Origin of the sequence: Streptomyces sp. NPDC057623 (assembly GCF_042800355.1) — a bacterium.
Lineage (GTDB): Bacteria > Actinomycetota > Actinomycetes > Streptomycetales > Streptomycetaceae > Streptomyces.
The window spans coordinates 119063-144304 of the sequence record NZ_JBHVGZ010000002.1; the positions used below are offsets into that span (position 1 = coordinate 119063).

At 70.4% G+C, this 25242-nt stretch carries 22 protein-coding genes; 15 read left to right on the forward strand and 7 right to left on the reverse strand.

Going from position 1 to position 25242, the window contains the following annotated elements; genetic code table 11:
• Positions 1-35 precede the first annotated feature (35 nt).
• From ACFU95_RS02700 to ACFU95_RS02710, 3 genes are all read right to left on the reverse strand, one after another.
• A complete protein-coding gene (locus ACFU95_RS02700; RefSeq protein WP_383820712.1) occupies positions 36-1016 on the reverse strand; it encodes an ABC transporter permease in 981 nt (326 codons plus the stop codon).
• A 122-nt stretch (positions 1017-1138) separates the two neighbouring features.
• Positions 1139-2902, reverse strand: a complete 1764-nt coding sequence (locus ACFU95_RS02705) for an ABC transporter substrate-binding protein (RefSeq protein ID WP_383820714.1) — start codon at positions 2900-2902, stop codon at positions 1139-1141.
• 81 nt (positions 2903-2983) lie between these two features.
• Positions 2984-4012 carry an ABC transporter permease gene (locus ACFU95_RS02710; RefSeq protein WP_383820717.1) on the reverse strand — a complete coding sequence of 343 codons (1029 nt, stop codon included), beginning with the start codon at positions 4010-4012 and terminating at the stop codon, positions 2984-2986.
• A gap of 497 nt (positions 4013-4509) precedes the next feature.
• Here ACFU95_RS02710 and ACFU95_RS02715 point away from each other — a divergent pair, with 497 nt between their 5' ends.
• The 5 genes from ACFU95_RS02715 (at position 4510) to ACFU95_RS02735 (ending at position 10462) form a co-directional block, all read left to right on the forward strand.
• A complete protein-coding gene (locus ACFU95_RS02715) occupies positions 4510-6144 on the forward strand; it encodes an ABC transporter substrate-binding protein (RefSeq protein WP_383820720.1) in 1635 nt (544 codons plus the stop codon).
• A gap of 7 nt (positions 6145-6151) precedes the next feature.
• Entirely contained in the window at positions 6152-7075 is a 924-nt protein-coding gene (locus tag ACFU95_RS02720; RefSeq protein WP_383820722.1) for an ABC transporter permease, read from the forward strand.
• Complete coding sequence (locus ACFU95_RS02725; protein WP_383820725.1) at positions 7068-8096, forward strand: ABC transporter permease; 1029 nt, start codon at positions 7068-7070, stop codon at positions 8094-8096. Before ACFU95_RS02720 ends, ACFU95_RS02725 begins: the two co-directional genes overlap by 8 nt.
• A gap of 361 nt (positions 8097-8457) precedes the next feature.
• Complete coding sequence (locus tag ACFU95_RS02730) at positions 8458-9441, forward strand: ABC transporter ATP-binding protein (protein ID WP_383820727.1); 984 nt, start codon at positions 8458-8460, stop codon at positions 9439-9441.
• Positions 9434-10462: an ABC transporter ATP-binding protein gene (locus ACFU95_RS02735; protein ID WP_383820729.1), complete on the forward strand. Its 1029-nt coding sequence runs from the start codon at positions 9434-9436 to the stop codon at positions 10460-10462. Before ACFU95_RS02730 ends, ACFU95_RS02735 begins: the two co-directional genes overlap by 8 nt.
• A 128-nt stretch (positions 10463-10590) precedes the next feature.
• On the opposite strand, the gene ACFU95_RS02740 is transcribed toward ACFU95_RS02735, so the two are convergent.
• On the reverse strand, positions 10591-12702 hold the full coding sequence (locus ACFU95_RS02740; protein ID WP_383820732.1) for a prolyl oligopeptidase family serine peptidase: 2112 nt from the start codon (positions 12700-12702) through the stop codon (positions 10591-10593).
• A gap of 176 nt (positions 12703-12878) precedes the next feature.
• On the opposite strand from ACFU95_RS02740, the gene ACFU95_RS02745 reads away from it, so the two are divergent.
• The 8 genes from ACFU95_RS02745 to ACFU95_RS02780 all read left to right on the forward strand — a co-directional run bounded on the left by ACFU95_RS02745 (position 12879) and on the right by ACFU95_RS02780 (position 20650).
• The gene (locus ACFU95_RS02745; RefSeq protein WP_030048865.1) at positions 12879-13073 is read left to right on the forward strand and encodes a hypothetical protein; all 195 of its coding nucleotides are present in this window, start codon (positions 12879-12881) and stop codon (positions 13071-13073) included.
• 45 nt (positions 13074-13118) lie between these two features.
• Complete coding sequence (gene mshB / locus ACFU95_RS02750) at positions 13119-14003, forward strand: N-acetyl-1-D-myo-inositol-2-amino-2-deoxy-alpha-D-glucopyranoside deacetylase (protein WP_383820736.1); 885 nt, start codon at positions 13119-13121, stop codon at positions 14001-14003.
• Positions 14000-14407 carry a DUF6113 family protein gene (locus ACFU95_RS02755; RefSeq protein WP_383820739.1) on the forward strand — a complete coding sequence of 136 codons (408 nt, stop codon included), beginning with the start codon at positions 14000-14002 and terminating at the stop codon, positions 14405-14407. The genes mshB and ACFU95_RS02755 overlap by 4 nt, the downstream gene beginning before the upstream one ends.
• Positions 14408-14566: 159 nt before the next feature.
• Positions 14567-17065 (forward strand): hypothetical protein, encoded by a 2499-nt coding sequence (locus ACFU95_RS02760; protein WP_383820742.1) that lies wholly within the window; start codon positions 14567-14569, stop codon positions 17063-17065.
• Between the two features lie 159 nt (positions 17066-17224).
• The gene (locus ACFU95_RS02765; protein WP_383820744.1) at positions 17225-18133 is read left to right on the forward strand and encodes an ABC transporter ATP-binding protein; all 909 of its coding nucleotides are present in this window, start codon (positions 17225-17227) and stop codon (positions 18131-18133) included.
• Positions 18130-18870: an ABC transporter permease gene (locus ACFU95_RS02770; RefSeq protein WP_383820747.1), complete on the forward strand. Its 741-nt coding sequence runs from the start codon at positions 18130-18132 to the stop codon at positions 18868-18870. The genes ACFU95_RS02765 and ACFU95_RS02770 overlap by 4 nt, the downstream gene beginning before the upstream one ends.
• Positions 18867-20039 carry a sensor histidine kinase gene (locus ACFU95_RS02775; protein ID WP_383820750.1) on the forward strand — a complete coding sequence of 391 codons (1173 nt, stop codon included), beginning with the start codon at positions 18867-18869 and terminating at the stop codon, positions 20037-20039. The genes ACFU95_RS02770 and ACFU95_RS02775 overlap by 4 nt, the downstream gene beginning before the upstream one ends.
• Positions 20036-20650 (forward strand): response regulator transcription factor, encoded by a 615-nt coding sequence (locus tag ACFU95_RS02780; protein WP_383820753.1) that lies wholly within the window; start codon positions 20036-20038, stop codon positions 20648-20650. The genes ACFU95_RS02775 and ACFU95_RS02780 overlap by 4 nt, the downstream gene beginning before the upstream one ends.
• Before the next feature lie 93 nt (positions 20651-20743).
• On the opposite strand, the gene ACFU95_RS02785 is transcribed toward ACFU95_RS02780, so the two are convergent.
• Both ACFU95_RS02785 and ACFU95_RS02790 read right to left on the reverse strand, forming a co-directional pair.
• Entirely contained in the window at positions 20744-21595 is an 852-nt protein-coding gene (locus tag ACFU95_RS02785; RefSeq protein ID WP_383820755.1) for a transglutaminase-like domain-containing protein, read from the reverse strand.
• A 39-nt stretch (positions 21596-21634) separates the two neighbouring features.
• Complete coding sequence (locus tag ACFU95_RS02790) at positions 21635-22576, reverse strand: GNAT family N-acetyltransferase (protein WP_383820757.1); 942 nt, start codon at positions 22574-22576, stop codon at positions 21635-21637.
• Positions 22577-22767: 191 nt separating this feature from the next.
• On the opposite strand from ACFU95_RS02790, the gene fdxA reads away from it, so the two are divergent.
• Positions 22768-23088, forward strand: a complete 321-nt coding sequence (gene fdxA, locus ACFU95_RS02795) for a ferredoxin (protein WP_019058397.1) — start codon at positions 22768-22770, stop codon at positions 23086-23088.
• Positions 23089-23220: 132 nt separating this feature from the next.
• Complete coding sequence (locus ACFU95_RS02800) at positions 23221-24315, forward strand: bifunctional succinyldiaminopimelate transaminase/glutamate-prephenate aminotransferase (protein ID WP_383820760.1); 1095 nt, start codon at positions 23221-23223, stop codon at positions 24313-24315.
• Positions 24316-24414: 99 nt separating this feature from the next.
• On the opposite strand, the gene ACFU95_RS02805 is transcribed toward ACFU95_RS02800, so the two are convergent.
• The gene (locus ACFU95_RS02805) at positions 24415-24891 is read right to left on the reverse strand and encodes an ATP-binding protein (protein ID WP_383820762.1); all 477 of its coding nucleotides are present in this window, start codon (positions 24889-24891) and stop codon (positions 24415-24417) included.
• Positions 24892-25242: the final 351 nt, after the last annotated feature.

The following is a 25242-nucleotide window of genomic DNA, read 5'->3' on the forward strand; positions in this document are numbered from 1 at the left end:
GAGGGGTGATGCGGGGTAGCTGGTGGGGGCGGGGGTCAGGCAAGCCTGATACGTGGGTCGATCAGGGCGTAGCAGGCGTCGACGACGATGTTGGCGAGGACGACGAAGCTGGCCGTGACCACCATGACGCCGAGCAGCATGGGCAGGTCGTTGTTGGTCGCCGACTTGACGGCGAGCATGCCGATGCCCTGGATGCTGAAGGTCTTTTCGGTGATCATGCCGCCGCCGAGGAGGACGCCCATGTCGATGCCGAAGATGGTGACGATCGGGCCCATGGCGCCGCGCCAGGCGAACCGGAAGAACACGTTCGGGCCGGACAGGCCCTTGGCCCGGGCTGTGCGCACGTAGTCCTCGTTGAGCTGCTCGACCATCTGGGAGCGCGTCATACGGGTGTAGTTCGCGGTGAAGATCAGCGCCAGGATCAGCCAGGGCAGCAGCAGACCGCTGAACCACGCGCCGGGGTTCTGGGAGAAGGGCGTGTACCCGGGCTGGTCGAGGATCTGCCACTGGTACACGAAGAAGAACAGGGCCAGCGTGCCCACGAAGTAGATCTGCATCGACGAGGCGACCAGCGAGGCGCTGCTGGCGATCTTGTCGGTGGCCTTGCCCTGCTTGCGGGCGGCCAGCATGCCGGCGCCGACGCCGAAGACCAGGAACACCACGGACGAGCCGATGAACAGCGAGAACGTCGTCGGGAACCGGTCGAGGATGGTGGCCAGGACAGGCTCGCGGTTGACGAAGGAGTAGCCGAGGCACGGCGCTTCGCAGTTGCCGAAGCCCGGGTACTCCCGGCCGAGGAAGATACCGCTGAGCCAGTGCCAGAACTGGACCGGCATCGGGTCCGCGATCCCCATGTTGTGGCGGATCAGCTCCAGCGTCTCCGGGGTGCAGAGCTTGCCGCAGGCGATCCGGGCCGGGTCGCGCGGCACCGCGTAGAAGAGCATGAACGTGACCGAGCTGATGATCAACAGCGTGATCACGGCGCCGAGGAGCCGGCGGACTAGAAAGCGAAGCATGGGGAGTGGCTTTCCTGGGAGGGCCGTCGTAAGGAGGGGCCGGACCGGGGTTTCCGGGGGCCACGGTGGACGAGCCGAGGGTGGGGCGGCACCGTGGTGCCGCCCCACCTCTCAGGTGTGGATCAGGACTTGACGTACATCTTGTAGAGCATGCTGCCGTCGAAGTTCGGGTCCATCTTGACGTTGCCGAGCTTGGAGCCGTGCATGTAGATGCGCTTCATGTACACATCGGGAACGAATGCGGCGGTCTCGGTGACCTGCTTGTCCAGGGCGGCCCACATCTTGTTGGCCTTGTCCTGGTCGGTCTCGGCGGTCGCGGCCTTGATGGCGGCGTCGACGGCCGGGTCCTTCAGGTGCGAGTAGTTCTGGCCCTGGTCGACGACGTTCTTGCTGTCGAACAGCGGCTGGAACACCGAGTAGCCGGTCGGCCAGTCGGAGGACCAGCCACCCCAGTAGACGTCGTACTGGTTGTCGAGCTTGCCGACCTGGTCGTACCAGGTCGTGGAGTCGATGCCCTTGGTGACGACCTCGAAGCCGGCCGCCTTCAGGGCGTTCTCGACGACGACCTTGATCTTCGCCTGGGTCGGGTCGTTCTGGTAGGCGTAGACGACCTTGTAACCGGACTTGCCGGCCTTCTTCAGGATCGCCTTCGCGGCCTTCGGGTCGCCGGCGGGGTTCTTCAGCTTGCCCCAGACGTCCTGCGACTCGTAGCCGGCCACGAGCGGGCTCATGATGCCGGTCGCGTAGTCACCGCGGACCGAGCCACCCTGCAGCTGGCGGATCGCGGCGGTCGGCCAGGCCTTGATGATGGCCTCGCGGACGGACTTGTCCTTGACCCGGCCGGTGTTGATCCAGTAGCAGCTGACGCCGTTGCCGAGCTGCTCGAAGACGCGGTCCTTGGCCTCGGTCTGCGCCTTCTGGACGCGCTCCTGCGGGATGGTGCGCCAGCTGGTGGCGTACTGGTCCTTGCCGGCGTCGGCCAGCAGGCGGTCGATCGCCGTCAGCTGCTCGATGCCGAAGGTGAAGTCGAACTGGTCCGGGTAGGCGTTGCGGATCGGGTCCGTGGCCGCGTCCCAGTGCTCGTTGCGCACCAGCGTCATCGACTTGTCGGTGACGTGGGTCTTGACCCGGTAGGGGCCGCTGGAGACCGGCTTCTTGTCGTAGTCCTGCTTGGTGTCCTTCTTCACCGGGGTCGGCGCGTAGGAGTGCATCGCCATGACGTAGTTGAAGTCGGGACGCGCCTCGGAGAGGCGGAAGGTGATGGTCTTGCCGCTGGTCTCGATCGACTTCAGGTGCTTGCCGCCGTACGGGCCCGGGTACGACTTGCGGTACTCCGCCGAGCCGGTCAGCCAGGTCTGGACGTAGAAGGCGCCCTCGGTGACGAAGTTGGCGAAGCAGCGCTCGATGCCGTGGCGGACGTCGTCGACGGTGACGTCGGAGCCGTCCTCCCACTTGACGCCGTCCTTCAGGGTGAAGGACCAGGTCTTGCCGCCGTCCTTCATGGTGCCCGTGTCGGTGGCGAGGTCGCCGACCAGCGTCTGGGAGCCGTCGTCGGCGATCTTGTAGCCGGTCAGGGTGCGCGAGAGCACCATCGCCGCCAGCGAGTTCCAGGCGTAGTAGATGCGCTGCGGGTCGAGGTGCGAGAAGTCGTCGTCGTTCAGAAGGTAGACGGTGCCGCCCTTCTTCGCGCCGGAGACCTCCGGGGCCGGGCCCTTGGAGTCCTCGGCGGTGCCGATCTTGACGACGGTCGCGTCGGCCTTGGCCGCATCCTGCTTGCCGCCACCGGTGTTGTTGGTGGAGTCGCCGCTGCTGCACGCGCTCAGCACGGAGCTCGACGCCGCGACAACGCCCGTGGCTATCAGGAAGTTTCTACGCGAGAAGGACATCGCATCCTGCCTTCGAAATGAGAGTGATGAGAGAGATCCGGCACCCCGGCACCTTCGCCGGGGTCCTGAAATGGGCCGGAGTCAGCGCTTGGTCTTCGGGTCGAGTGCGTCACGCACCGAGTCGCCGAGGAGGTTGAACGCCAGGACGAAGATCACCATGGACACACCCGGGAAGAGCAGGAAGGTGATGTCGTCCTGGTACACCTTGGCGGCCGCACCGATCATGACGCCCCAGTCCGGCGTCGGGTCCTGGATGCCCACGCCGAGGAAGGCGAGGCCCGCCTCGGTGGTGACCATCGCCGGGACGGCGAGAGTCGCCTGGATCAGGATCGGCGTCCAGAGGTTGGGCAGCAGTTCCTTGAAGATGATGCGTGCCGGAGACGCGCCCGTGACCTTGGCGGCCTCGACGAACTCCCGCTCGCGCAGGGCCAGTACCTGACCGCGCAGAAGTCGGGCGATGGAGGCCCAGCCGAAGACGGTGAGCAGGCCGACGAGGCAGACGACGGTGAGCCAGACGGGTGTGTTCTCGTCGGCGCTCACGAACAGGGCGAGCACCACGGGCGTGAAGGCCACGAAGAACAGCTGCGACGGGAAGGCCAGCAGGATGTCGATGACCCGGCCGATCAGCCAGTCCGTCTTGCCGCCCAGGTAGCCGGCGGTGACTCCGAGCGTCACGCCGATGATCACCACGAGGATCGTGATGGCCGCGGCGATGAGCAGGGAGTTGCGGATCCCGTAGAGCAGGAAGGTGAACAGGTCCCGGCCGAGCTGGGGCTCGATGCCGAACCAGAACTCGCCGCTGATGCCGCCGTTCGGTCCGACCGGGTATCCGTTGTCACCCAGCAGTCCGGGCGTGTTCAGTCCGTACGTCGTGTACGGATCCTTCCCGTACAGATTGGCTATCAGAGGCGCGCACAGCGCGATCACGAAGAAGAAGATCACGATGCACGCGGCAGCGACGCCTGTGCGGTCCCGCTTGAAGCGACGCCAAGCCAGCTGTCCCGGGGACTTGCTCTCGTTGGCCGAGGGGGCGGGAGAAGTGATCGACTTCTCGACGCTCTCGTCGGTCACCTCAAGCGGGGCAGCCGCAGATGGAGTTGGGGGGGTCATGGTGCTCCTGGCCCAAGGGAGGGTCTGATGACTCCGCAGGGCACGCTCCCCTACGGGCTACGCCGGACTTTTTCAACGCAATTCATTCAAGGTCAATAAATTCTCGGCCGACTTGGTTGTCTCTTTACGTTCTTTACCCTGTCTTGACCATTCCGTAGCTACGCGGGTAGCGCAACGTGATTGAGTTGTGCCTTGACTCGGACTAACTGGACTATTCGGGCAACAAGTTCGATATGCGGACGGCTCCGTATCGAAATGTGTACATCCAGCGGTCCTAATTCAACGGTTCGGCATCGGATCGCGAAGATCCATTGCGCCCTACATCGAAGATCCATCGAACCGGGTGGGAGAAGTCCGTTTCGTCGCGCACGGGGGTGCCGTGCTGGTTCGTGCATCTGGATGGTGTGTTGCTCCATTGGCCGGAGTCCGTGTGCGTTATACGGCTTTTGACTCGATATTGGCCCGTAACGGATCATCACCAGAGCAGGAGGCACTCCATGCGCGGAGCCACGCACGCCAGATGGGCCGCGAGCGCGGTGGCGGTCGCGCTCGCCGCGACGGCCTGTGGAGGCGGGAGTGACGGCGGGGAGGGCAGCGGCGACGTCGGCGCGGTGCTGAGTTCCTCGTGGACCGATCCGCAGAACCCGCTGGAGCCGGCCAACACCAACGAGGTGCAGGGCGGCAAGGTGCTCTCCATGATCTTCCGGGGGCTGAAGCAGTACAACCCGAAGACCGGCGCCGCCGAGGACATGCTCGCCGAACGGATCGAGACCTCCGACTCGCGGAACTACACGATCACCGTCAAGGACGGCTGGACCTTCAGCGACGGCGAGAAGGTCACCGCCAGGTCCTTCGTGGACGCCTGGAACTACGGGGCGAGCCTGCGCAACAACCAGAAGAACGCCTACTTCTTCAGCTACATCGAGGGCTACGACAAGGTCCACCCCGAGAAGGGCGAGCAGCGCGCCGACACGATGTCCGGACTGAAGGTGGTGGACGACCGGACGTTCACCGTCCGGCTCAGCCAGAGGTTCTCCAGCTTCCCGGACACCCTCGGCTACAACGCCTTCGTCCCGTTGCCGCGCGTGTTCTACGACGACCACGCCGGCTGGCTGGACAAGCCCGTCGGCAACGGCCCCTACGCCGTGGAGTCGTACACCAAGGGTTCCGAGATGCGCCTGACGAAGTGGGACGTCTACCCGGGCCCGGACGCGGCGCAGAACGGCGGCGTCACCCTCAAGGTCTACACGGACAACAACACCGCCTACACCGACCTGATGGCCGGCAACCTCGACCTCCTCGACGACGTCCCGGCCCAGCAGCTGAAGAACGTCCGCAGCGACCTCGGCGACCGCTACCTCAACACCCCGGCCGGCATCATCCAGACCCTGGCCTTCCCCCACTACGACAAGGAATGGAACACGGCCGGCTCGGTCAGCGTCCGCAAGGGGCTGTCCCGGGCGATCGACCGCGAGCAGATCACCGCCACCATCTTCCACAGGACCCGCACCCCCGCCACCGACTGGACCTCACCCGTCCTCGGCAAGGACGGCGGCTACAAGGAGGGACTGTGCGGTGAGTGGTGCCGCTACGACGCCGCCGCGGCGAAGAAGCTGATCAAGGAGGGCGGCGGGCTGCCCGGCGGCCAGGTGAAGATCACGTACAACGCGGACACCGGCTCCCACAAGCTGTGGGTGGACGCCGTCTGCAACTCCATCAACAACGCCCTGGGCAACGACCGGGCCTGCGTCGGCAACCCGATCGGCACCTTCGCCGACTTCCGCAGCAAGAGCACGACCCAGAAGCTCTCCGGGCCCTTCCGGGCGGGCTGGCAGATGGACTACCCGCTGACCCAGAACTTCCTCCAGCCCCTCTACTACACCGACGCCTCCTCCAACGACGGCAAGTGGTCGAGCCAGGAGTTCGACCGGCTCGTCGACGAGGCGAACGCCGAGACGGACCCCGCGAAGGCCGTGGAGATGTTCCAGAAGGCCGAGGAGGTCGTCCGGGACAACATGGCCGCCATCCCGCTCTGGTACCAGAACGGCAGCGCCGGCTGGTCCCAGCGGCTGTCGAACGTGGCCCTGAACCCCTTCAGCGTCCCCGTCTACCACGAGATCAAGGTCGGCTGAGCCCGCCATGGGGCGGTACGTCCTCCGGCGCCTGCTGCAGATGGCCCCGGTGTTCGTGGGGGCCACCCTGCTGATCTTCCTCATGGTCAACGTGATGGGCGACCCCGTCGCGGGCCTGTGCGGCGACCGGCAGTGCGACGCGGCGACGGCCGCCCAGCTGCGCAAGGAGTTCGGCCTCGACAAGCCCGTGTGGCAGCAGTACCTGACCTACATGGGGAACGTCTTCACCGGAGACTTCGGTACGGCGTTCAACGGTCAGGAAGTCACCGAGCTGATGTCGACGGCCTTCCCGGTCACCTTCCGGCTCACCGTCGTCGCGATCCTGTTCGAGATCGTCATCGGGATCACGCTGGGCGTCCTCACCGGCCTGCGCCGCGGCCGCCCCGTCGACACCGGCGTCCTGCTGCTCACCCTGGTCGTCATCTCCGTCCCCACCTTCGTCACCGGCCTGCTGCTCCAACTGCTGCTCGGCGTGGAGTGGGGCTGGATCCGCCCCTCCGTCTCCCCGGCCGCCCCCTTCGCGGAGCTGCTCCTCCCGGGCCTCGTCCTGGCCTCCGTCTCCCTCGCCTACGTCACCCGCCTGACCCGCACCTCCATCGCGGAGAACCGCCGCTCCGACTACGTCCGCACGGCGATCGCGAAGGGCCTGCCGAGACACCGCGTGGTCACCCGGCACCTGCTGCGCAACTCCCTCATCCCCGTCGTCACCTTCATCGGCGCCGACATCGGCTTCCTCATGGGCGGCGCGATCGTCACCGAGCGGATCTTCAACATCCACGGCGTCGGCTACCAGCTCTACCAGGGCATCCTGCGCCAGAACACCCAGACGGTCGTCGGCTTCGTGACGGTGCTCGTCCTCGTCTTCCTCCTCTGCAACCTGGTCGTCGACCTCCTGTACGCCGTACTCGACCCGAGGATCCGCTATGCCTGAGCAGCCCTTCCAGCCCGAGGGCGCGATCGCCGGCAGCGGTGGCCCGGGCGGCGCGATGCACCTGGCCGCGAGCGAGGCGGAGACCCTCGAACGGCGCCCGTCCCCCCTGCCCGGCGGACCGAAGAGCACCGCCCCCGAGGGCCAGGACCCCTCGGAGGCCGCCCCCGCCGCCGACCGGCCCCGCAGCCTCTGGTCCGACGCCTGGCACGACCTGCGCCGCAACCCCGTCTTCCTCGTCTCGGCGCTGATCATCCTCTTCCTGGTCGTCATCTCCCTGTGGCCCTCGGCGATCGCCTCCGGCAGCCCGCTCAAGTGCGACCTCGCCAAGGCCCAGCAGGGCTCCGGGCCCGGCCACCCCTTCGGCTACGACGGCCAGGGCTGTGACGTCTACACCCGCACGGTCTACGGCGCCCGTACGTCCGTCGCCGTCGGCGTCTGCGCCACGCTCGGGGTCGCGGTCCTCGGCTCGGTGCTGGGGGCGCTGGCCGGCTTCTTCGGCGGCCTGTGGGACTCGGTCCTCTCCCGCGTCACCGACGTCTTCTTCGCGATCCCGGTGATCCTCGGCGGCCTGGTCCTCCTCTCCGTGGTGACCAGCAACAGCATCTGGCCGGTCATCGGCTTCATCGTGCTGCTGGGCTGGCCGCAGATCTCCCGCATCGCCCGGGGCGCGGTCATCACCGCCCGACAGAACGACTACGTCCAGGCCGCCCGGGCCCTGGGCGCCTCCAACTCCCGCATCCTGCTCCGCCACATCGCGCCCAACGCCGTGGCCCCGGTGATCGTGGTGGCGACCATCGCCCTCGGCACCTACATCGCCCTGGAGGCGACCCTGTCGTATCTGGGCGTTGGCCTGAAACCCCCGAGCGTCTCCTGGGGCATCGACATCTCCGCGGCCTCCCCCTACATCCGCAACGCCCCCCACGCCCTCCTGTGGCCCTCGGGCGCCCTCGCCATCACGGTCCTGGCCTTCATCATGCTCGGCGACGCGGTACGCGACGCCCTCGACCCGAAGCTGAGGTGAGGGCGGCGTGGTTCGCTTCGTACCCCGAGACAGGCCGAGCGAAGTCCGCTCCGGTTCGGCAGTGCCCCAAGGGGCGCGGGGAACTGCGCGACAGGCCACGGCGGCGCCGCAGACGACCGACGCTCAGGGGCGCGGGGAACTGCGCGACAGGCCACGGCGGCGCCGCAGACGACCGACGCTCAGGGGCGCGGGGAACTGCGCGACCGGCCACGGCGGGGCCGCAGGCGACCGACGCTCAGGGGCGCGGGGAACTGCGCGACCGGCCACGGCGGGGCCGCAGGCGACCGACGGCACATCGGCACTCGCGGCACAAGCAGCGGAGCGCCAACACCCCGACCCGAAAGTGAGGTGAGCCCGCGGCATGTTGCTCGAAGTGCGTGATCTGCAGGTGGAGTTCCGGACGCGGGACGGCGTCGCCAAGGCCGTGAACGGTGTCAGCTACGGCGTGGACGCGGGGGAGACACTCGCCGTGCTCGGGGAGTCCGGGTCAGGGAAGTCGGTCACCGCGCAGGCCGTGATGGGGATCCTCGACATGCCGCCCGGGCGGATCACCGGGGGCGAGATCCTCTTCCAGGGGCGGGACCTGTTGAAGCTGAAGGAAGAGCAGCGGCGCAAGGTCCGCGGCGCCGAGATGGCGATGATCTTCCAGGACGCCCTGTCGTCACTGAACCCCGTCCTGACCGTCGGCGACCAGCTCGGCGAGATGTTCGTCGTGCACCGCGGCATGTCCAGGAAGGACGCGCGGGCCAAGGCGGTGGAGCTGATGGACCGGGTGCGGATCCCGGCCGCCAGGGAGCGCGTCAAGCAGTACCCGCACCAGTTCTCCGGCGGCATGCGCCAGCGCATCATGATCGCGATGGCCCTCGCCCTCGAACCGGCGCTCATCATCGCCGACGAGCCGACGACGGCCCTCGACGTCACCGTCCAGGCCCAGGTCATGGATCTGCTCGCGGAGCTGCAGCGCGAGTACCGCATGGGGCTCATCCTCATCACCCACGACCTCGGTGTCGTCGCCGACGTCGCCGACCGGATCGCCGTGATGTACGCCGGCCGGATCGTCGAGTCCGCACCGGTCCACGACCTCTACAAGGCGCCCGCCCACCCGTACACCAAGGGCCTGCTGGACTCCATCCCGCGCCTGGACCACAAGGGCCGGGAGCTCTACGCCATCAAGGGCCTGCCACCCAACCTCATGAACATCCCGCAGGGCTGCGCCTTCCACCCCCGCTGCCCCACGGCCAGGGACCTGTGCCGCACCGACGTACCCCCGCTGCACGAGGTCACCGAGTCGGACACGGACCGGGGCAGCGCCTGCCACTTCTGGAGGGAGTGCCTGCATGGCTGAGGCGATTCTGGAGGTCGGCGGGCTCGTCAAGCACTACCCGCTCACCCAGGGCATCCTGTTCAGGAAGCAGGTCGGCGCGATCAAGGCCGTCGACGGCGTCGACTTCACCCTGCACCGCGGTGAAACCCTCGGCATCGTCGGCGAGTCCGGCTGCGGCAAGTCGACGGTCGCCAAGATGCTGGTCAACCTGGAGCGCCCGACGGCCGGTTCGATCAAGTACAAGGGCGAGGACATCACCCGCCTGTCCGGCCGCGCGCTGAAGGCCGTACGACGCAACATCCAGATGGTCTTCCAGGACCCGTACACCTCCCTCAACCCCCGCATGACGGTGGGCGACATCATCGGGGAGCCGTACGACATCCACCCCGACGCGGCCCCGAAGGGCGACCGGCGCCGCAGGGTGCGCGAGCTGCTGGACGTGGTCGGCCTCAACCCCGAGCACATCAACCGCTACCCGCACCAGTTCTCCGGCGGCCAGCGCCAGCGCATCGGCATCGCGCGCGGCCTCGCCCTGCGCCCGGAGGTCATCGTCGCCGACGAACCCGTCTCCGCGCTGGACGTCTCCGTCCAGGCCCAGGTCATCAACCTGATGGACCGCCTCCAGAACGAGTTCGCCCTCTCCTACGTCTTCATCGCCCACGACCTGTCGATCGTGCGGCACATCTCCGACCGGGTCGGGGTGATGTACCTCGGCCGGATCGTGGAGATCGGCAGGGACGCCGAGATCTACGACCACCCCACGCACCCCTACACCCAGGCGCTGCTCTCCGCGGTCCCCGTCCCCGACCCTCGGGCCCGGGACCGCCGCGAGCGCATCATCCTCGCGGGCGACGTGCCGTCCCCGACGAACGTCCCCTCCGGCTGCCGCTTCCGCACCCGCTGCTGGAAGGCCGAGGACCGCTGCGCCCTGGAGGTGCCGCAGCTCGCGGTGCCCCCGCGGTTCCGGGCGCTGAGCGGGCCGCAGGCCCACGACTCGGCGTGCCACTTCGCGACGGAGGGGCAAAGCAACGGGCCGGGGTGACATGGCGCACCCCGGCCCGTTCACGGCACCCGCACGGCCGTACGCTGTTCAGCCTCCACCGTCCGTATATCGGTACCGCTTCCGTGAAGTTGCCTGCGTGTTAACGCAGTTCGTGCACCTTTGTGCGGCTATGCCAGCGACCGCTTCAGGAAGTCCACCTGAAGGAGCAGCAGGTTCTCGGCGACCTGCTCCTGCGGGGTCATGTGGGTCACCCCGGACAGCGGCAGCACCTCGTGCGGCCGGCCGGCGGCCAGCAGGGCGGAGGACAGGCGCAGGGCGTGCGCGACCACCACGTTGTCGTCGGCCAGCCCGTGCACGATCATCAGCGGGCGATGCGGCCCGGCGGGCGAGGAGAGCCCGTCCGCGGTGATCAGCGAACTCTTCGCGTACGGCTCCGGCCGCGCGGCCGGGTCGCCCAGGTACCGCTCCGTGTAGTGCGTGTCGTAGAGCCGCCAGTCGGTGACCGGCGCGCCCGCGATGCCCGCGTGGAAGACGTCCGGGCGGCGCAGCACCGCCAGTGCGGCCAGCCAGCCGCCGTACGACCAGCCGCGGACGGCCACCCGGGAGAGGTCGAGGGGATGGGACTTCGCGAGGTCCTGGAGCGCGTCGACCTGGTCGTCGAGGGAGACCGTGAAGTCCCCGTGCACCGCCTTCTCCCACGCGGGCGAGCGTCCCGGCGTACCGCGACCGTCCGCCACGATCACGGCGAACCCCTGGTCCGCGAACCACTGCGAGGTGAGGTACGCGTTGTGCGCGGCGACGACCCGTGAGGCGTGCGGTCCCCCGTAGGGATCCAGCAAAACCGGGAGCGGGGTGTCCCCGGCGTAGTCCCGAGGCATAAGCACGGCGCACGGGATGCGGCGTGCGCCCCCCTCGGTGAGGGTCACGCGCGGGGTCAAACCGGGATCTTCGGCATAGGAGCGGACCGTTGCGATCCGCTTCCCGTCGCGCAGCACCTGCACCTGGGCCCCGGGTCGGCCGAGCGTGTGGGACGCCAGCACGGTCACGCCCCCGGCACGCACCGCCGAGTGCACGCCGGGCTCCTGCGACAGGCGCTCCATGCCGAGCTCGTTCACCCGGTACACATGCACTTCACCGATCTCGGGGGCCGCCGCGGCCGCACCCGCCGACGCCGAGACCAGCACGTCGTCGGCGGAGACGTGCAGGACCGCCCGGACGTGCAACTGCTGCCCGGTCAGCGGACGTTCGCCCACCGTGAGCACGCGCGCGCCCCCCTCGTCGGCGATGCGCACGAGGTGACCGGACGGGCTCCAGCAGGGCACCCCGGGGAAAAGATCAAGCCATTGTGGATCTTCGTCCGCGTGCACCATCCGCGTCGCCCCCGTCGCCGGGTCAACGGCCAGGAACAACTGGCTGCGCTGGTCGCGCGCTTGTACGAGCAACAGTGGCGCACCCGCCTCTGACCAGTGCACTCGCGCCAGATAGGGGTATCGCTTCCGGTCCCACGCGACCTCCGTCCGCACGCCGTCCAGGCCGATCACGAACAGCCGCACCTCCGCGTTCGCGGTTCCCGCCGCCGGGTAGGCCACCTGCTGCGGTTCGCGCTCAGGATGCGCCGGATCGGAGATCCACCACCGGCGCACCGGCGTGTCGTCCGCGCGCGCCACCAGCAGCAGGTCCGATTCGGGCCCCCACCAGAAGCCCCGGGAGCGCCCCATCTCCTCGGCGGCGATGAACTCGGCCAGTCCGTACGTCACCCCGTCCGACTCCGGCTCGGCGAGCGCACGGTCGCCCTCGCCCTCGGCGCCCACCACCCGCAGGGCGCCCCGCGCGACGTACGCGACATGCCGTCCGTCGGGGGAGGGGCGCGGGTCGATCACCGGCCCGGGGACCGGAAGTTCACGTGCCGTACCGGCCCGCAGCTCGGCGGTGAAAAGCCGCCCTGACAACGCAAAAGACGCCAACTCGACGGCGCTGTCGGTGGCGTGGGCGACGATGCCGGCACCGCCCTCACGGCTGCGCTCGCGCCGCGCCCGCTCCTCGGCCGAGAGGTCCTCGGCGCCGCCGCCCAGCAGGGCGCGCGGGTCGGCCGCCACGCGCTCCCCGCCGTCCGCCGTGTCGAGCACCCAGAGCGAACTGGCCGGGTCCGTACCGGAGCCGGAGCGCAGGAAAACGACACGGGAACCGTCGGGCGCCACCGCGAACGCGCGCGGCGCGCCGAGCGTGAACCTCTGGGTGCGGGCGTGCCGGCGGGGAAAGGAGACTGGCTCGGTCGTCATGCCCCGACCATATTGGCCAGTGCGCCCCCTTGTGCGGCTGTGCGCCGATCGATGCGCACGGGCGGATAGTTATGATCAATAGCGCATAGTGGGTATGAACCTGCTGGCTGTCGTATGGATTTATCTGCCCCCATATTCCGACCCCCCACCCTTGGGATTCTTGGAGGTGAACCGCCGTGGCACTCTCGATTTCGGCGGTGGTGCTGCTGGCGATCATCGTCTTCTTGTTGATCAAGAAGTCAGGACTGAAGGCGGGCCATGCGGTCGTGTGCATGCTGCTCGGGTTCTACCTCGCGTCCTCGACCATCGCCCCCACCATCAGCGAGCTGACGACGAACATCGCGGGCATGATCGGCGGCATCAAGTTCTGAGCCGCGCGGGCGGCACTGTCGGTGCCGCCTCGTAGGGTGGGCTCCATGACGGAACTGCCCGACCGGCGTCTGCTCCTGGTGCACGCGCACCCGGACGACGAGTCGATCAACAACGGCGCCACCATGGCCAAGTACGCGGCCGAGGGTGCCCGGGTGACCCTGGTCACCTGCACCCTCGGCGAGCACGGCGAGGTCATCCCCCCTGAGCTTCGGCACCTGACCGGCGCCGCTCTGGGCGAACACCGCCTGGGTGAGCTCACGGCCGCGATGCGCGAGCTCGGCGTCGAGGACTTCCGTCTCCTCGGCGGCAACGGCCGTTACGAGGACTCGGGGATGATGGGCCTCGCCGACAACGACGACCCGGCCAGTCTCTGGCAGGCGGACGTCGACGACGCGGCCCGGGCTCTCGTCGAGGTCATCCTGGAGGTACGCCCCCAGGTCCTGGTCACCTACGACCCCGACGGCGGCTACGGCCACCCCGACCACATCCAGGCCCACCGCATCGCCACGCGCGCGGCCGAGCTGGCCGCCGACTCCGGCTGGCAGATCCCCAAGGTCTACTGGAACCGCGTCCCGCGCACGGTCGCCGAGGGGGCCTTCGCCCGGCTTCAGGCGGATCTGCCCGGGTTGCCGTTCGACAAGGCGGCCGTCATCGACGACGTACCGGGCGTCGTGGACGACGAGCGGATCACCACCGTGATCGACGGCACCGCGTACGCCGCCGCCAAGGCCGCCGCGATGCGGGCGCACGCCACGCAGATCGACGTGGCCGAGGTGACCGAGCCGTACTTCGCGCTCTCCAACGAACTCGCGCAGCCCCTCTTCACCACCGAGTACTACGAGTTGGTGCGCGGCGAGAGAGCGGCGGATCCGGTGGCGGGGACGGAGACCGACCTGTTCGCCGGTGTGGCCCCCGGGGAGGCGTCATGAGCTCGATGCTCGCCCAGCCGCTGAAGCTGAAGCGGCCTTCCGTCCTGCGCGCCCTCGCCCACCTCGGACTCTTCGTGCTCGGCGCGGTCGTCGGCCTGGCCGGGGCGCTGGTGCAGCCCGCGTGGTTCCCGGGCGGTCTGCTGCTCGCGCTCGCCGCCGAGGCCGGGCTCCTGCTGGGCGCCGCCAGGGCGACAGGCGGCCGGGCCGGGGCCGTCGCGCCCGCCGGCGGCTGGATGATCACCGTCATCCTGCTCACCGCCAGCCGCCCGGAGGGCGACTTCGTCTTCGGCACAGGGGCCGCGTCCTACCTCTTCCTGCTCGGCGGCATGGCTGTGGCTGTGATCTGCGCCACCCTCGCCCCGGTGCGGCAACCGGGTGGCGACGGCGTCCGACTTGGCAAGTGACGTACCACTTCTCCACGACGCACACGTGCGAGTCCCGTGTGGGTTTCCCAGGCGGTCGTGGGATACGGGCCAGAAGTGGCCAGTATGGTGGTGCGCGCCGCCGAGCCGCCCGGAGCAATGGGGTCGAAACGGCGGCGGAGCCAACCGGGAGAACCTGCCTTGAGTCGTGAAACTGACACTCCGTCCTCCGGGCCCAACGGGCACGGCGGAGCCGCATACCCCTCGGGCACGCCGCCGTACGGGACCCCCATGGCTTCCGACAGCGGTGCGGACGCGGGCCGTTCGGCCGCGCAGCCGGAGGAGCGCAAGACCGAGACCACGCTGACGACCCGGATCCGGATCAACATCCCCGGATCACGGCCCATTCCGCCGGTCGTCGTGCGCCAGCCCGTCGCGGATGCCGAGAGCCAGGCCACCGGCGGCGGCGCGGACATCGAGCCGCCGACGCCGTCGGCCGCCACGTCGATGTCCACGGGCACCGTCGAGCCCCCGGCCGAGCCAGCGGCGCAGGCGGGCGAGAAGACGAGCGACTGGTTCGCGCCGCGCAAGTCCGGCGCGCCCAAGGGCGGTCAGGGTGGACCGCCTTCCAACGGAGCCGGTCTGCCCGGTGGTTCGGGCCCCGCTGGTCCAGGCCCCGGCGCGAGCGCCGGTGGGGCGCGTCCGGGTGCCGGTGCCGGTCGGCCCGGCGGTGTCGTCGGCTCGATGAGCGTGCCGGGCGGCTCCCGCCCCGGCGGCACGAACGGCGCGGGCCTCCCCGGCGGCGCCACCGGCGGCCCCGTGGCTCCCGGGCACGGCGGAGGCACCGGTTCCTTCGACGTGACCGAGGCGCTGGCGGCAGGCCCGCTGGGCAACGGCAACGGTGCCCGCGGTGGCGATGCGCGCCGCGACGACCTGCCGTACTTCTCGGAGAACGGGAGCGGCGGCCAGGGCGGCTACGGCCCGCAGGGCGGCCCCACGGGCCCGGGCGGTTACGGCGCCCAGGGCGGCCCCGGCGGCTTCGACCCGTCCGCCGATTTCAACGCCCCGAACGACTTCGACGACTTCGGCGCTCCGAACGGCCTCGACGACTTCGGCGGCCCGAGCGACTTCAACGGCCCGAACGGCCATGGCGGGCAGGGTGGCCCGCAGGGCCCCGCGGGCCCGACGACCGGCCCGGTCACCGGCGCCGGACCGGTGGTGCCGCCGGTCGCCGGCGCCCGGCAGGGCGGCCTTGGTGGTCCCGGCGGCCCGCGCGGTTCCGGTGCGCCCGGCCGTCCGGGCGGCCCGGGTGGTCCCGGCGGCTCCGGAATCTCCGCCGGTCCGGGTGGCCCGGGTGCCCCCGGTATCTCCGCGGGTCCGAGCCGTCCCGGTGGTCCCGGCGGCCCCGGTGGTCCTCCCGGACCCTCCGGCCCGGGTGCCCCGGTCGGCCCCGGTATCTCCGCCGGTCCCGGCGCCTCCCCCCACGCCCCGGGCCACGGTCCCGGCGGTGGGCTCAGCGACGACACCGCGATCCTCACCCCGCAGAAGCCTGCCCCCGAGCCCGGCAACCCGCACTACGGCGGCGTCGCCGACAACGTCTCCGGCCACACCGTCACCAGCGGCATCCCCGTCGTGCCCGCCGGCGCCCAGAGCGGCCCCTTCGGCCCGGGCGGCGCCGAGCCCTCCGGTCCGCACACGCCCCCGAAGCTGCCCGGAACCGGCTCGTCGGACGCCCCGGCCTCGCGCGCGCCCAAGAAGAAGGGCCGCAACAAGCTGGCGCTGGTCGGCGGCGGAGTGATCGTCCTCGCGGGCGGCGTCTACGGCGCCGGCCTGCTGATGGCCCACTCCGACGTGCCCAAGGGCACCACCGTGCTCGGCGTCGACATCGGCGGCGGCACCCGCGACGAAGCGGTCCAGAAGCTCAACGACGCCTTCGACGAGCGGGTCAACAAGCCGCTGAAGCTGTCGGTGGGCGGTAAGACCGTGACGCTGGAGCCGGACAAGGCCGGGCTTCAGTTCGACATGCAGCAGACGGTCAGCGCGGCCGCGACCAGCGACTACAACCCGGTCTCGGTCATCGGCTCCCTCTTCGGCAACCACCGGGTTGTCGACCCGGTCATGCCCACCGACGAGGAGAAGCTGCACGCCGCCCTGGAGGAGGCCTCCGGCGGCTCCGGTTCGGTGACCGACGGCACGATCAAGTTCGAGTCCGGCAAGGCCGTCGCCGTCTACGGCAAGGCGGGCAAGGGCATCGACGTCGCCAAGTCCACCGACGCCGTCGAGTCCGCCTACCGGGCCCAGGTCGAGACCGGCGCGGCCGGCGCGGTGACCGTCCCGACGACGACGCAGCAGCCGACGGTCTCGAACGCCGAGGTCGACCGGATGATGAAGGAGTTCGCGGAGCCGGCGATGTCGGCCAAGGTGACCGTGCAGACGGACGCCGCGCACAGCGTCCCGCTGAGCCCGGAGAACTCCCTGTGGAAGTTCCTGCGGGTCAAGGCCGTCAACGGCAAGCTCGTCGACGCCCCTGACTATGTCGCGCTGAAGGAGCTCTACGGCGGCGCCTTCGACGGCGTGGTCATCAGCCGGGCCAACGGCAAGAAGACGCCCGTCACGGTCGAGGACGTCTACGGCGCCCTGCGGCTGGCGCTGAAGAGCAAGACCGACCGCGTGGCGGTCATCGACACGAACCCCAGCTAAGCGGTTCGTCGCTCACGGCGAGAGGGGGCACCCGGCGCGACCGGGTGCCCCCTCTCGCCGCGTCCAGGGGTGACCCCGTCGCCGTATGACATCTGTCATCCGGCAGTCAGGACCGCCGACACTGCCGGGCCCGGGGCTCGCGCGGCCACCCTGGAGCACATGACAACGACAGCGGTCGTATTCGACCAGGTGAGCAAGAGCTACGGGGATGTGCGGGCCGTCGACGGCCTGACGCTCACGCTGTACCCGGGGGAGACCGTGGCCCTGCTGGGCCCGAACGGGGCGGGCAAGTCGACCACGCTCGATCTGCTGCTCGGCCTCAAGCGGCCGGACAGCGGCACGATCGGCCTCTTCGGCACCGACCCGCGCGAGGCGATCGTGGCCGGGCGGGTGGGGGCCATGCTCCAGAGCGGCGGGCTGATGAGCGAGGTCACGGTGGCCGAGGTGGTGCGGCTGGCCTGCGACCTGCATCCGCGGCCGTACCCCGTCCCCGACGTCCTCGCCCGCGCGGGCATCGCACAGATCGCCGACCGCAAGGTCGACAAGCTCTCCGGCGGCCAGGCCCAGCGCGTCCGCTTCGCCCTCGCCACCGCCGGTGACAGCGACCTGATCGTGCTGGACGAGCCGACCACCGGCATGGACGTCACCACCCGCCAGGCCTTCTGGGCCACCATGCGCGAAGAGGCCGACCAGGGCCGTACTGTCCTCTTCGCCACGCACTACCTGGAGGAGGCCGACGCCATCGCCGACCGGGTGCTGGTCCTGCACCGGGGCCGGCTGCTGGCCGACGGCACGGCGGCCGAGATCAAGGCGAAGGCGGGCGCGCGCAGGATCTCCTTCGACCTGGCCGACGGCCCGGTCGACGAGGCCGCGCTGCGTGCCCTGCCCTTCCTCACGACCCTCGACATATCGGGCCGGACGGTCCGCCTCCAGTCCGCCGACGCCGACGCGACCGTCCACTCCCTCTACGGCCTCGGCCTCTACCCCCGCAACCTCGAAGTCGCCGGGCTCGGCCTCGAGCAGGCCTTCGTCGCCATCACCACCGCCGAGGAGGCACGTACGTCATGAAGGGCCTGATCCGGCTGGAACTCACCCGCGCCCTGCGCAACCGCAAGTTCCTGTTCTTCTCGGTGCTCTACCCGTCCATGCTGTTCCTGCTGATCGCGGGCAGCGCCGACAGCACGACGAAGGTCGACGGCACCGGCCTGACCCTGCCGACGTACATGATGGTCTCCATGGCCTCCTTCGGCGCCCTGACGGCCGTCCTGATGGGCAACAGCGAGCGCATAGCCAAGGAGCGCGAGAGCGGCTGGGTACGGCAGCTGCGGCTGACGACCCTGCCGGGCCGCGGGTATGTGCTGGCCAAGACGGCGAGCGCGGCCGTGGTGAGCCTGCCGTCCATCGTCGTCATCTTCGTCGTCGCCGCCGTGGTGAAGGACGTACGCCTGGACGCCTGGCAGTGGCTCGCGCTCACCGGTGCGATCTGGGCCGGGAGCCTGGTCTTCGCCGCGCTCGGGGTGGCGATCGGGTACTCCGCGACCGGGGACGCGGTGCGCCCGATCACGATGATCGTCTACTTCGGACTCTCCATGCTCGGCGGCCTGTGGATGCCCACGACGACCTTCCCGCAGTGGCTCCAGGACATCGCCGCCTGGGTGCCCACGCACGCGTACGCTGCCCTGGGGCAGGCCATCGAGCAGAGCCAGGCCCCGCACGCGAAGGACCTCGTCGTCCTCGCCGTCTCCTTCGCCCTGTTCACGGGCGGCGCGGCCTGGCTGTACCGGAAGGACACACTGAAGGCGTGAGCGGGACCGGCGTCGGCATCGGGCAGCGCCCGGAGAACATCAAGCAGCGGCTCGTCAAGCTCCTGTGGACCGGCATCTGGCTGGTCTACCTGAGCGCGCCCGCGAACGACCTGCTGCACGGCGGCCACAGCACGGGTGTGCGGATCCTCGGCTGGATCGGCCTCGCCGCGTTCGTCACCTGGTACATGCTGCTGCTCTTCCGCACGGGCCGCGGCGAACGCAACAGCGTCGTCCTCGCCTCGCTCGGCGTCCTCGCGACCCAGTCCACGGTCCTCGCCCTCACCCTGGGCCGGGAGTGGCTGGTGCTCTTCGTGTACGTCTCGATCGCGTCCGGAGCGGCCCTGCCGCTGCGCATGGCCCGCTGGACCATCCCGAGCGCGTGCGCGCTGATGACCCTGATCGCCCTCGCGACACCGGGCGGCAAGGAGTTCCTGGCCGGTCTGCTGATCCCGGCCCTGCTGGGCGGCTTCGCCATGACGGGCGTACGCGAACTCGTCCGTACGACGGTCGCGCTGCGCGAGGCCCGCGCCACCGTCGCCCAACTGGCCGCCAACGAGGAGAGACTGCGCCTCGCCCGCGACCTGCACGACCTGCTCGGCCACTCCCTCTCCCTGATCACGCTGAAGAGCGAACTCGCCGGCCGTATGCTCCCCGACCACCCCGACAAGGCGGCCCGGCAGGTCGCCGACATCGAACAGGTCAGCCGCCAGGCCCTGGTGGACGTCCGCGAGGCGGTCACCGGCTACCGCCGCCCCCGCCTCGCCGCCGAACTGGCGGGCGCCAAGGTCGCGTTGACCGCCGCCGGAGTCGTCGCCGACCTGCCCGCGGACGAGCCGGACCTCACCGGCATCGCCGAAGGCAGCGAGACGGCCCTGGCCTGGGCCCTGCGCGAGGCGATCACCAACGTCGTACGCCACAGCGGCGCCCGACGCTGCACCGTCGAACTCCTGCGCCGCCAGACCCTCGACGGCCCCGTCCTCGAACTCTCCGTCGAGGACAACGGCTCGGGCGAGAAGGGCGAGGGCCCCGGCAACGGCCTGACGGGCCTGACGGAACGCCTGGAGAAGGCGGGCGGCACCCTGGACGCGGGCGGCACCAGGCACGGCTTCCGCCTGATCGCCCGGGTCCCGGTCACCGCCACCGCGCCGGCCGTAGAATCCGCCCCATGAGCCCCACGATCAAGGTCCTGCTGGCCGAGGACCAGTCGATGGTCCGCGAGGCCCTGGCCGCCCTGCTCGGCCTGGAGGACGACATCGAGGTCGTCGCCCAGGTGGCCCGCGGCGACGAGGTCCTGCCGGCCGCCCGCGAGCACGACGTCGACGTGGCGCTCCTGGACATCGAGATGCCGGGCGCGACGGGCATAGAGGCGGCGGCCCAGCTGCACGCGGCGCTGCCGGCCGTGAAGCTGGTCGTCCTCACCACCTTCGGCCGCCCCGGCTACCTCCGCAGCGCGATGGAGTCCGGCGCCGACGCCTTCCTGGTCAAGGACGCCCCCGCGGCCCAACTCGCCGAGGCGGTACGCAAGGTACTGGCGGGGGAGCGGGTCATCGACCCCACTCTGGCGGCAGCGGCCCTGGCAGAGGGTGCCAACCCGCTCACCGACCGCGAGCGGGAGGTCCTGAGAGCGGCGGAGGACGGCTCCACGAACGCGGAACTGGCAGCGGCCCTGCACCTCTCCCAGGGAACGGTCCGCAACTACCTGTCGACGGCCATCCAGAAACTGGCGGTACGAAACAGGGCTGAGGCGGTACGGATCGCACGGGAGAAGGGCTGGCTGTAGCGCCCCGTAAGGGGCGCGGGGAGCTGCGCGACACGCCACGAAGCACCCGCAGGCGCACAACGACACAACCTCCCACGGCGCCTGGGCGGACCTTCAGTTCAACATCGCCCGAGCCGCCCGAGCCTCCCCCCGCACCCGCTCCGCGGCCCCTTCATCCACCCCACTGATCAACTCCGCGTACTCCTCCAACCCCACGGCCCCATCGACGAAGTCACCGCGCTGGACGAGCAACCGCGCCCGCTCGACCCGCAACCGAGCCGGATGCGAAGGCAGCAGCAACGACAACTCCACCGCCCACAGCCCCACATCCGTCCGCTCGGGCCGCGCGGCGGCCCACGCCCGGATGTTGTTCAGGATCCGCAGCACCACATCCAGCGGATCGGCCGGCGTCAGCATCGACGGCTCCAGCGCCGCCCCGGTGGCCCCCGCCACCAGCAGCTCCGCATCGCTCCCCGCCAGCACCCGCCCCCCGTCGAACGGATCGGCGAGCACCTGCTCCTCGGTCGGCCCGAACCCGACCACGAAGTGCCCGGGCAGCGCCACCCCGTACACCGGCGCCCCGGCCCGCCGGGCCACCTCCATCCACACCACCGACAACAGGATCGGCAGCCCACGCCGCCGCCTCAGCACCTGATGCAGCAGCGACGACTCCAGCCGCTGATAGTCCGCGGCGGAGCCGCGAAACCCGTACCGCTCCCCGAGCAGCTCCCGCAGGGCGACCGCCCACGACCGCGGCCCGCCGGGCCGGAACGGCAGCCGGCCGGCCAGCCCGTCCAGCTCCACCTGCACGGAATCCATGCCCGCCTCGTCCAGCGCCCCGTCCGCCTCGGCGCCCAGCAGCAGACACAGCGCGGACAGGTCGGGCCGCTCGGACCGTGCCTCTTCGGCGAACCGCCGCCGCAGCTCGGCGGAGCGTTCGGGCGGTGGGGGGTAGGGGGGACGCATAGCCGGCTAGTGCCCTTTCGCGGCGATCGGTACCACTGCTCACACTGATCGGTAGTGGTGGTACGCGTGATGCGCACCGAACCCCATCCCGGCGTACATCTCCCGCGCGCCCGCGTTCTCGGCCTCGACCTGGAGCCACGCCGCCGACGCGCCCTCGTCGAGCGCCCGGCGGGCCAGCGCGGCCATCACCCGGGTGGCCAGCCCCTGCCGCCGCAGCGCCGGATCGACCTCCACGGCGGCGAACCCGGCCCACCGCCCGTCCACGACACACCGGCCGATGGCGGCGGGCGCACCACCGCCCGCACCGGGCACCGTCGCGAACCACACCGACGGCCCGCTCCCGAGCACCTTCAGGGCCACCTCGCTCACCCCCTTGCGCTGGTACCGCGCAAGCCAAGCCTCGTCCGCCTCCCGGCCCAGCACCACCCCGGCTCCCTCGTCCAGGTCGGCGACCGGTGCCAACGCCCCGACCCACAGCTCGGCGGTCACCTCACGCACCCACCCCAGCCGCTCCAGCTCCGCGCACAGCAGCTCCTGCGTGCCCTCGGCCCCGGTCGCGGTCTGCACATACGCGGGAAGCCCACGGTCGCCGTACCAGCGTCGTACGACGTCGAGCGCGGCCTCCAGCGGCATCCCGGGGTCGCCGAGCGGCAGCACGGAGTTGGCCCGCCGGGTGAACCCGGCGGCGGCCCGCAGCTCCCACTCGCCGAGCCGTTCGCTCTCCACCGGCCGCCACGCGCGCGTGGCGGCCCGAGCGAGTTCCCCGTACGAGGCGGAGGGCCCCCGGCGCCGGGCCGGAGCGGCGGGCACCACCTTGCCCGCGACCAGCGAGGATTCCGCGATGCGGACGGTTTCGCCACTCTTCCGTGTGATCAGCAGCACACCGTCGTCCCATGATGCGAGAACACCCACCGTGTCGGTGAACTTCTCACCCTCGGTCGCAGGATCGTGTCGGCGGCGTACGGAGACCCGTTTACCCACGTCAGCAGCGGTGATACGGACCGCAAGGCGCCCCGTCGCAGAGATTTCCACAGGTCAGTTCACCCCTCCTGTTCGGATCATGCCCAAGAACGGAGATACTAGGGGCGGGCATCGACGACGCCGCGCTCCCGCGCGCCAGGCGGCGGAGCCTGTGGAGGCCCGCCAGCGCCCTATCGAGGAGGAACGACAGCGTGACCTACGTCATCGCGCAGCCTTGTGTCGACGTCAAGGACAAGGCGTGCATCGAGGAGTGCCCGGTCGACTGCATCTACGAGGGCTCCCGGTCCTTGTACATCCACCCGGACGAATGCGTCGACTGTGGTGCCTGTGAGCCGGTCTGCCCGGTCGAGGCGATCTTCTACGAGGACGACACTCCGGAGGAGTGGAAGGACTACTACAAGGCGAACGTCGAGTTCTTCGACGAGCTCGGCTCCCCCGGCGGCGCCAGCAAGCTGGGTCTGATCGAGCGCGACCACCCCTTCGTCGCCGCGCTGCCGCCGCAGAACCAGTAAGAGCGGCCCGCACGCGCGCCGCCTCGGTCCCGTACGGCTCGATCACCCTTGATCGCCGTACGGGACCGAGGCGTTGCCGTATCCGGCAGTGTCCGGCCAGTACCGGCAGTACCAGAAAGTGAGCCAGATCCCGTGTCCGCAGTCTCCGACCGTCTTCCGACCTTTCCCTGGGACAAGCTGGAGCCGTACAAGAAGACGGCCGCCACGCACCCGGACGGCATCGTCGACCTGTCCGTCGGCACGCCGGTCGACCCGGTACCCGAGCTGATCCAGAAGGCCCTGATCGACGCCGCGGACTCCCCGGGCTATCCCACGGTCTGGGGCACCCCGGCGCTGCGTGACGCGATCACGGGATGGGTGGAGCGCCGCCTGGGCGCCCGCGAGGTCACCCACCGGCACGTCCTGCCCATCGTCGGCTCCAAGGAACTGGTCGCCTGGCTCCCCACCCAGCTGGGCCTCGGCCCCGGCGACAGGGTGGCGTACCCGCGGCTGGCGTACCCGACCTACGAGGTGGGCGCGCGTCTGGCCCGCGCCGACCACGAGGTGTACGACGACCCGACGGAGCTCGACCCGCGGGGCCTGAAGCTCCTCTGGCTGAACTCGCCGTCCAACCCCACCGGCAAGGTCCTGTCGAAGGCGGAACTCACCCGCGTCGTGGCCTGGGCCCGCTCGCACGGCATCCTGCTCTTCTCCGACGAGTGCTACCTGGAGCTGGGCTGGGACGCCGACCCGGTCTCGGTCCTGCACCCGGACGTGAACGGCGGCTCGTACGAGGGCATCGTCGCCGTCCACAGCCTCTCCAAGCGCTCCAACCTGGCGGGCTACCGCGCCGCGTTCCTGGCCGGCGACCCGGCCGTCCTCGGCCCCCTGCTCCAGATCCGCAAGCACGGCGGCATGATGACGTCGGCGCCGACCCAGGCGGCGGTCATCGCGGCCCTGGGCGACGACGAGCACGTCCGCGTCCAGCGCGACCGCTACGCCGCCCGCCGCGAGGCCCTGCGCGAGGCCCTGGAAGGCCACGGCTTCCGTATCGAGCACAGCGAGGCCAGCCTCTACCTCTGGGCCACGAAGGACGAGTCCTGCTGGACCACCGTCGCCGCCCTGGCCGACCTCGGCATCCTGGTCGCCCCGGGCGACTTCTACGGCGAGGCGGGCGCCCAGCACGTACGCGTGGCGTTCACGGCGACGGACGAGCGGGTGAGGGCGGCGGTGCGGCGCCTGTCGTGAACCGCTGGGGCAGTCGTTCCCCAGGCGCGCACAAAGAAGCCGGCGGGGTTCAGGGAACTCCCTGAACCCCGCCGGCTCAAGCCGGTCGCGGGCCGACCGTCAGCTGAGGGGAAGCCCCTGCACCGGCAGCGAGCCGGTCGCCGGCACGCCGCCCTGCGTGGCCGTACCGGCCGCCTCGCCGAGGACGGTCCCGACCGACCCGGCCACGCCACCAGCGGTCTGCTGAGCCGCGGGCGTCGCCTTCTTCGCGACCTTGCCGCCGGCCTTGGTCGCGGTCGGCACGGCCTTCTTCGCGGCCTTGCCACCGGTCTTGGTCACCTTGTCGCCGGCCTTGGCCGCGGTCGGCAGCGCACCGTCGACCGCGGTGTCGACGGCACCACCCGCGAGCCCGGTGGCGTTCGTGGCCGCGCCGTCGACGACGCTCGCGCCGTCCAGGGCGGTCAGCCCGCCGACCTTGGAGGCGTCGGGCAGTTCGGGGGCCGCGCTGGCGGAGCCGGCCGCACCGACCCCGGCAGCCGCTCCCGCAGCGACGATCAGCGCAGCACGGGCGATCCGGCGGGTCAGGGGGAGGGACATGATGCTCCTTCGACGGGTATGTCGGATGAGAACGATGAAGTGTCCGACCGCACCCGGCAGTTGACCGACTGGCTGTTGATCTCCGGGCTCGGACGCAGTGACTACCGCTCGAAGCCCGCGAAGGTTGCGGCGCCGCAACGTAAAGAGTTGGCAATGCGTCGCATTATCGCCTGCGGATAAATACGGGCAAAAAGATCCTCGCCCGAAAGCCTGCGGAATCCTTACAGCCCTTGATTCCCAAGGGCTTTGGCGGATGTCGGGGTGACCGCGCGGAAACCTGCCCACACCAATGCCGGCCGACACCTCGGGTAATCCTCGGGAGTGAGCCGCCGAACGCCTGCGCGTACCGCC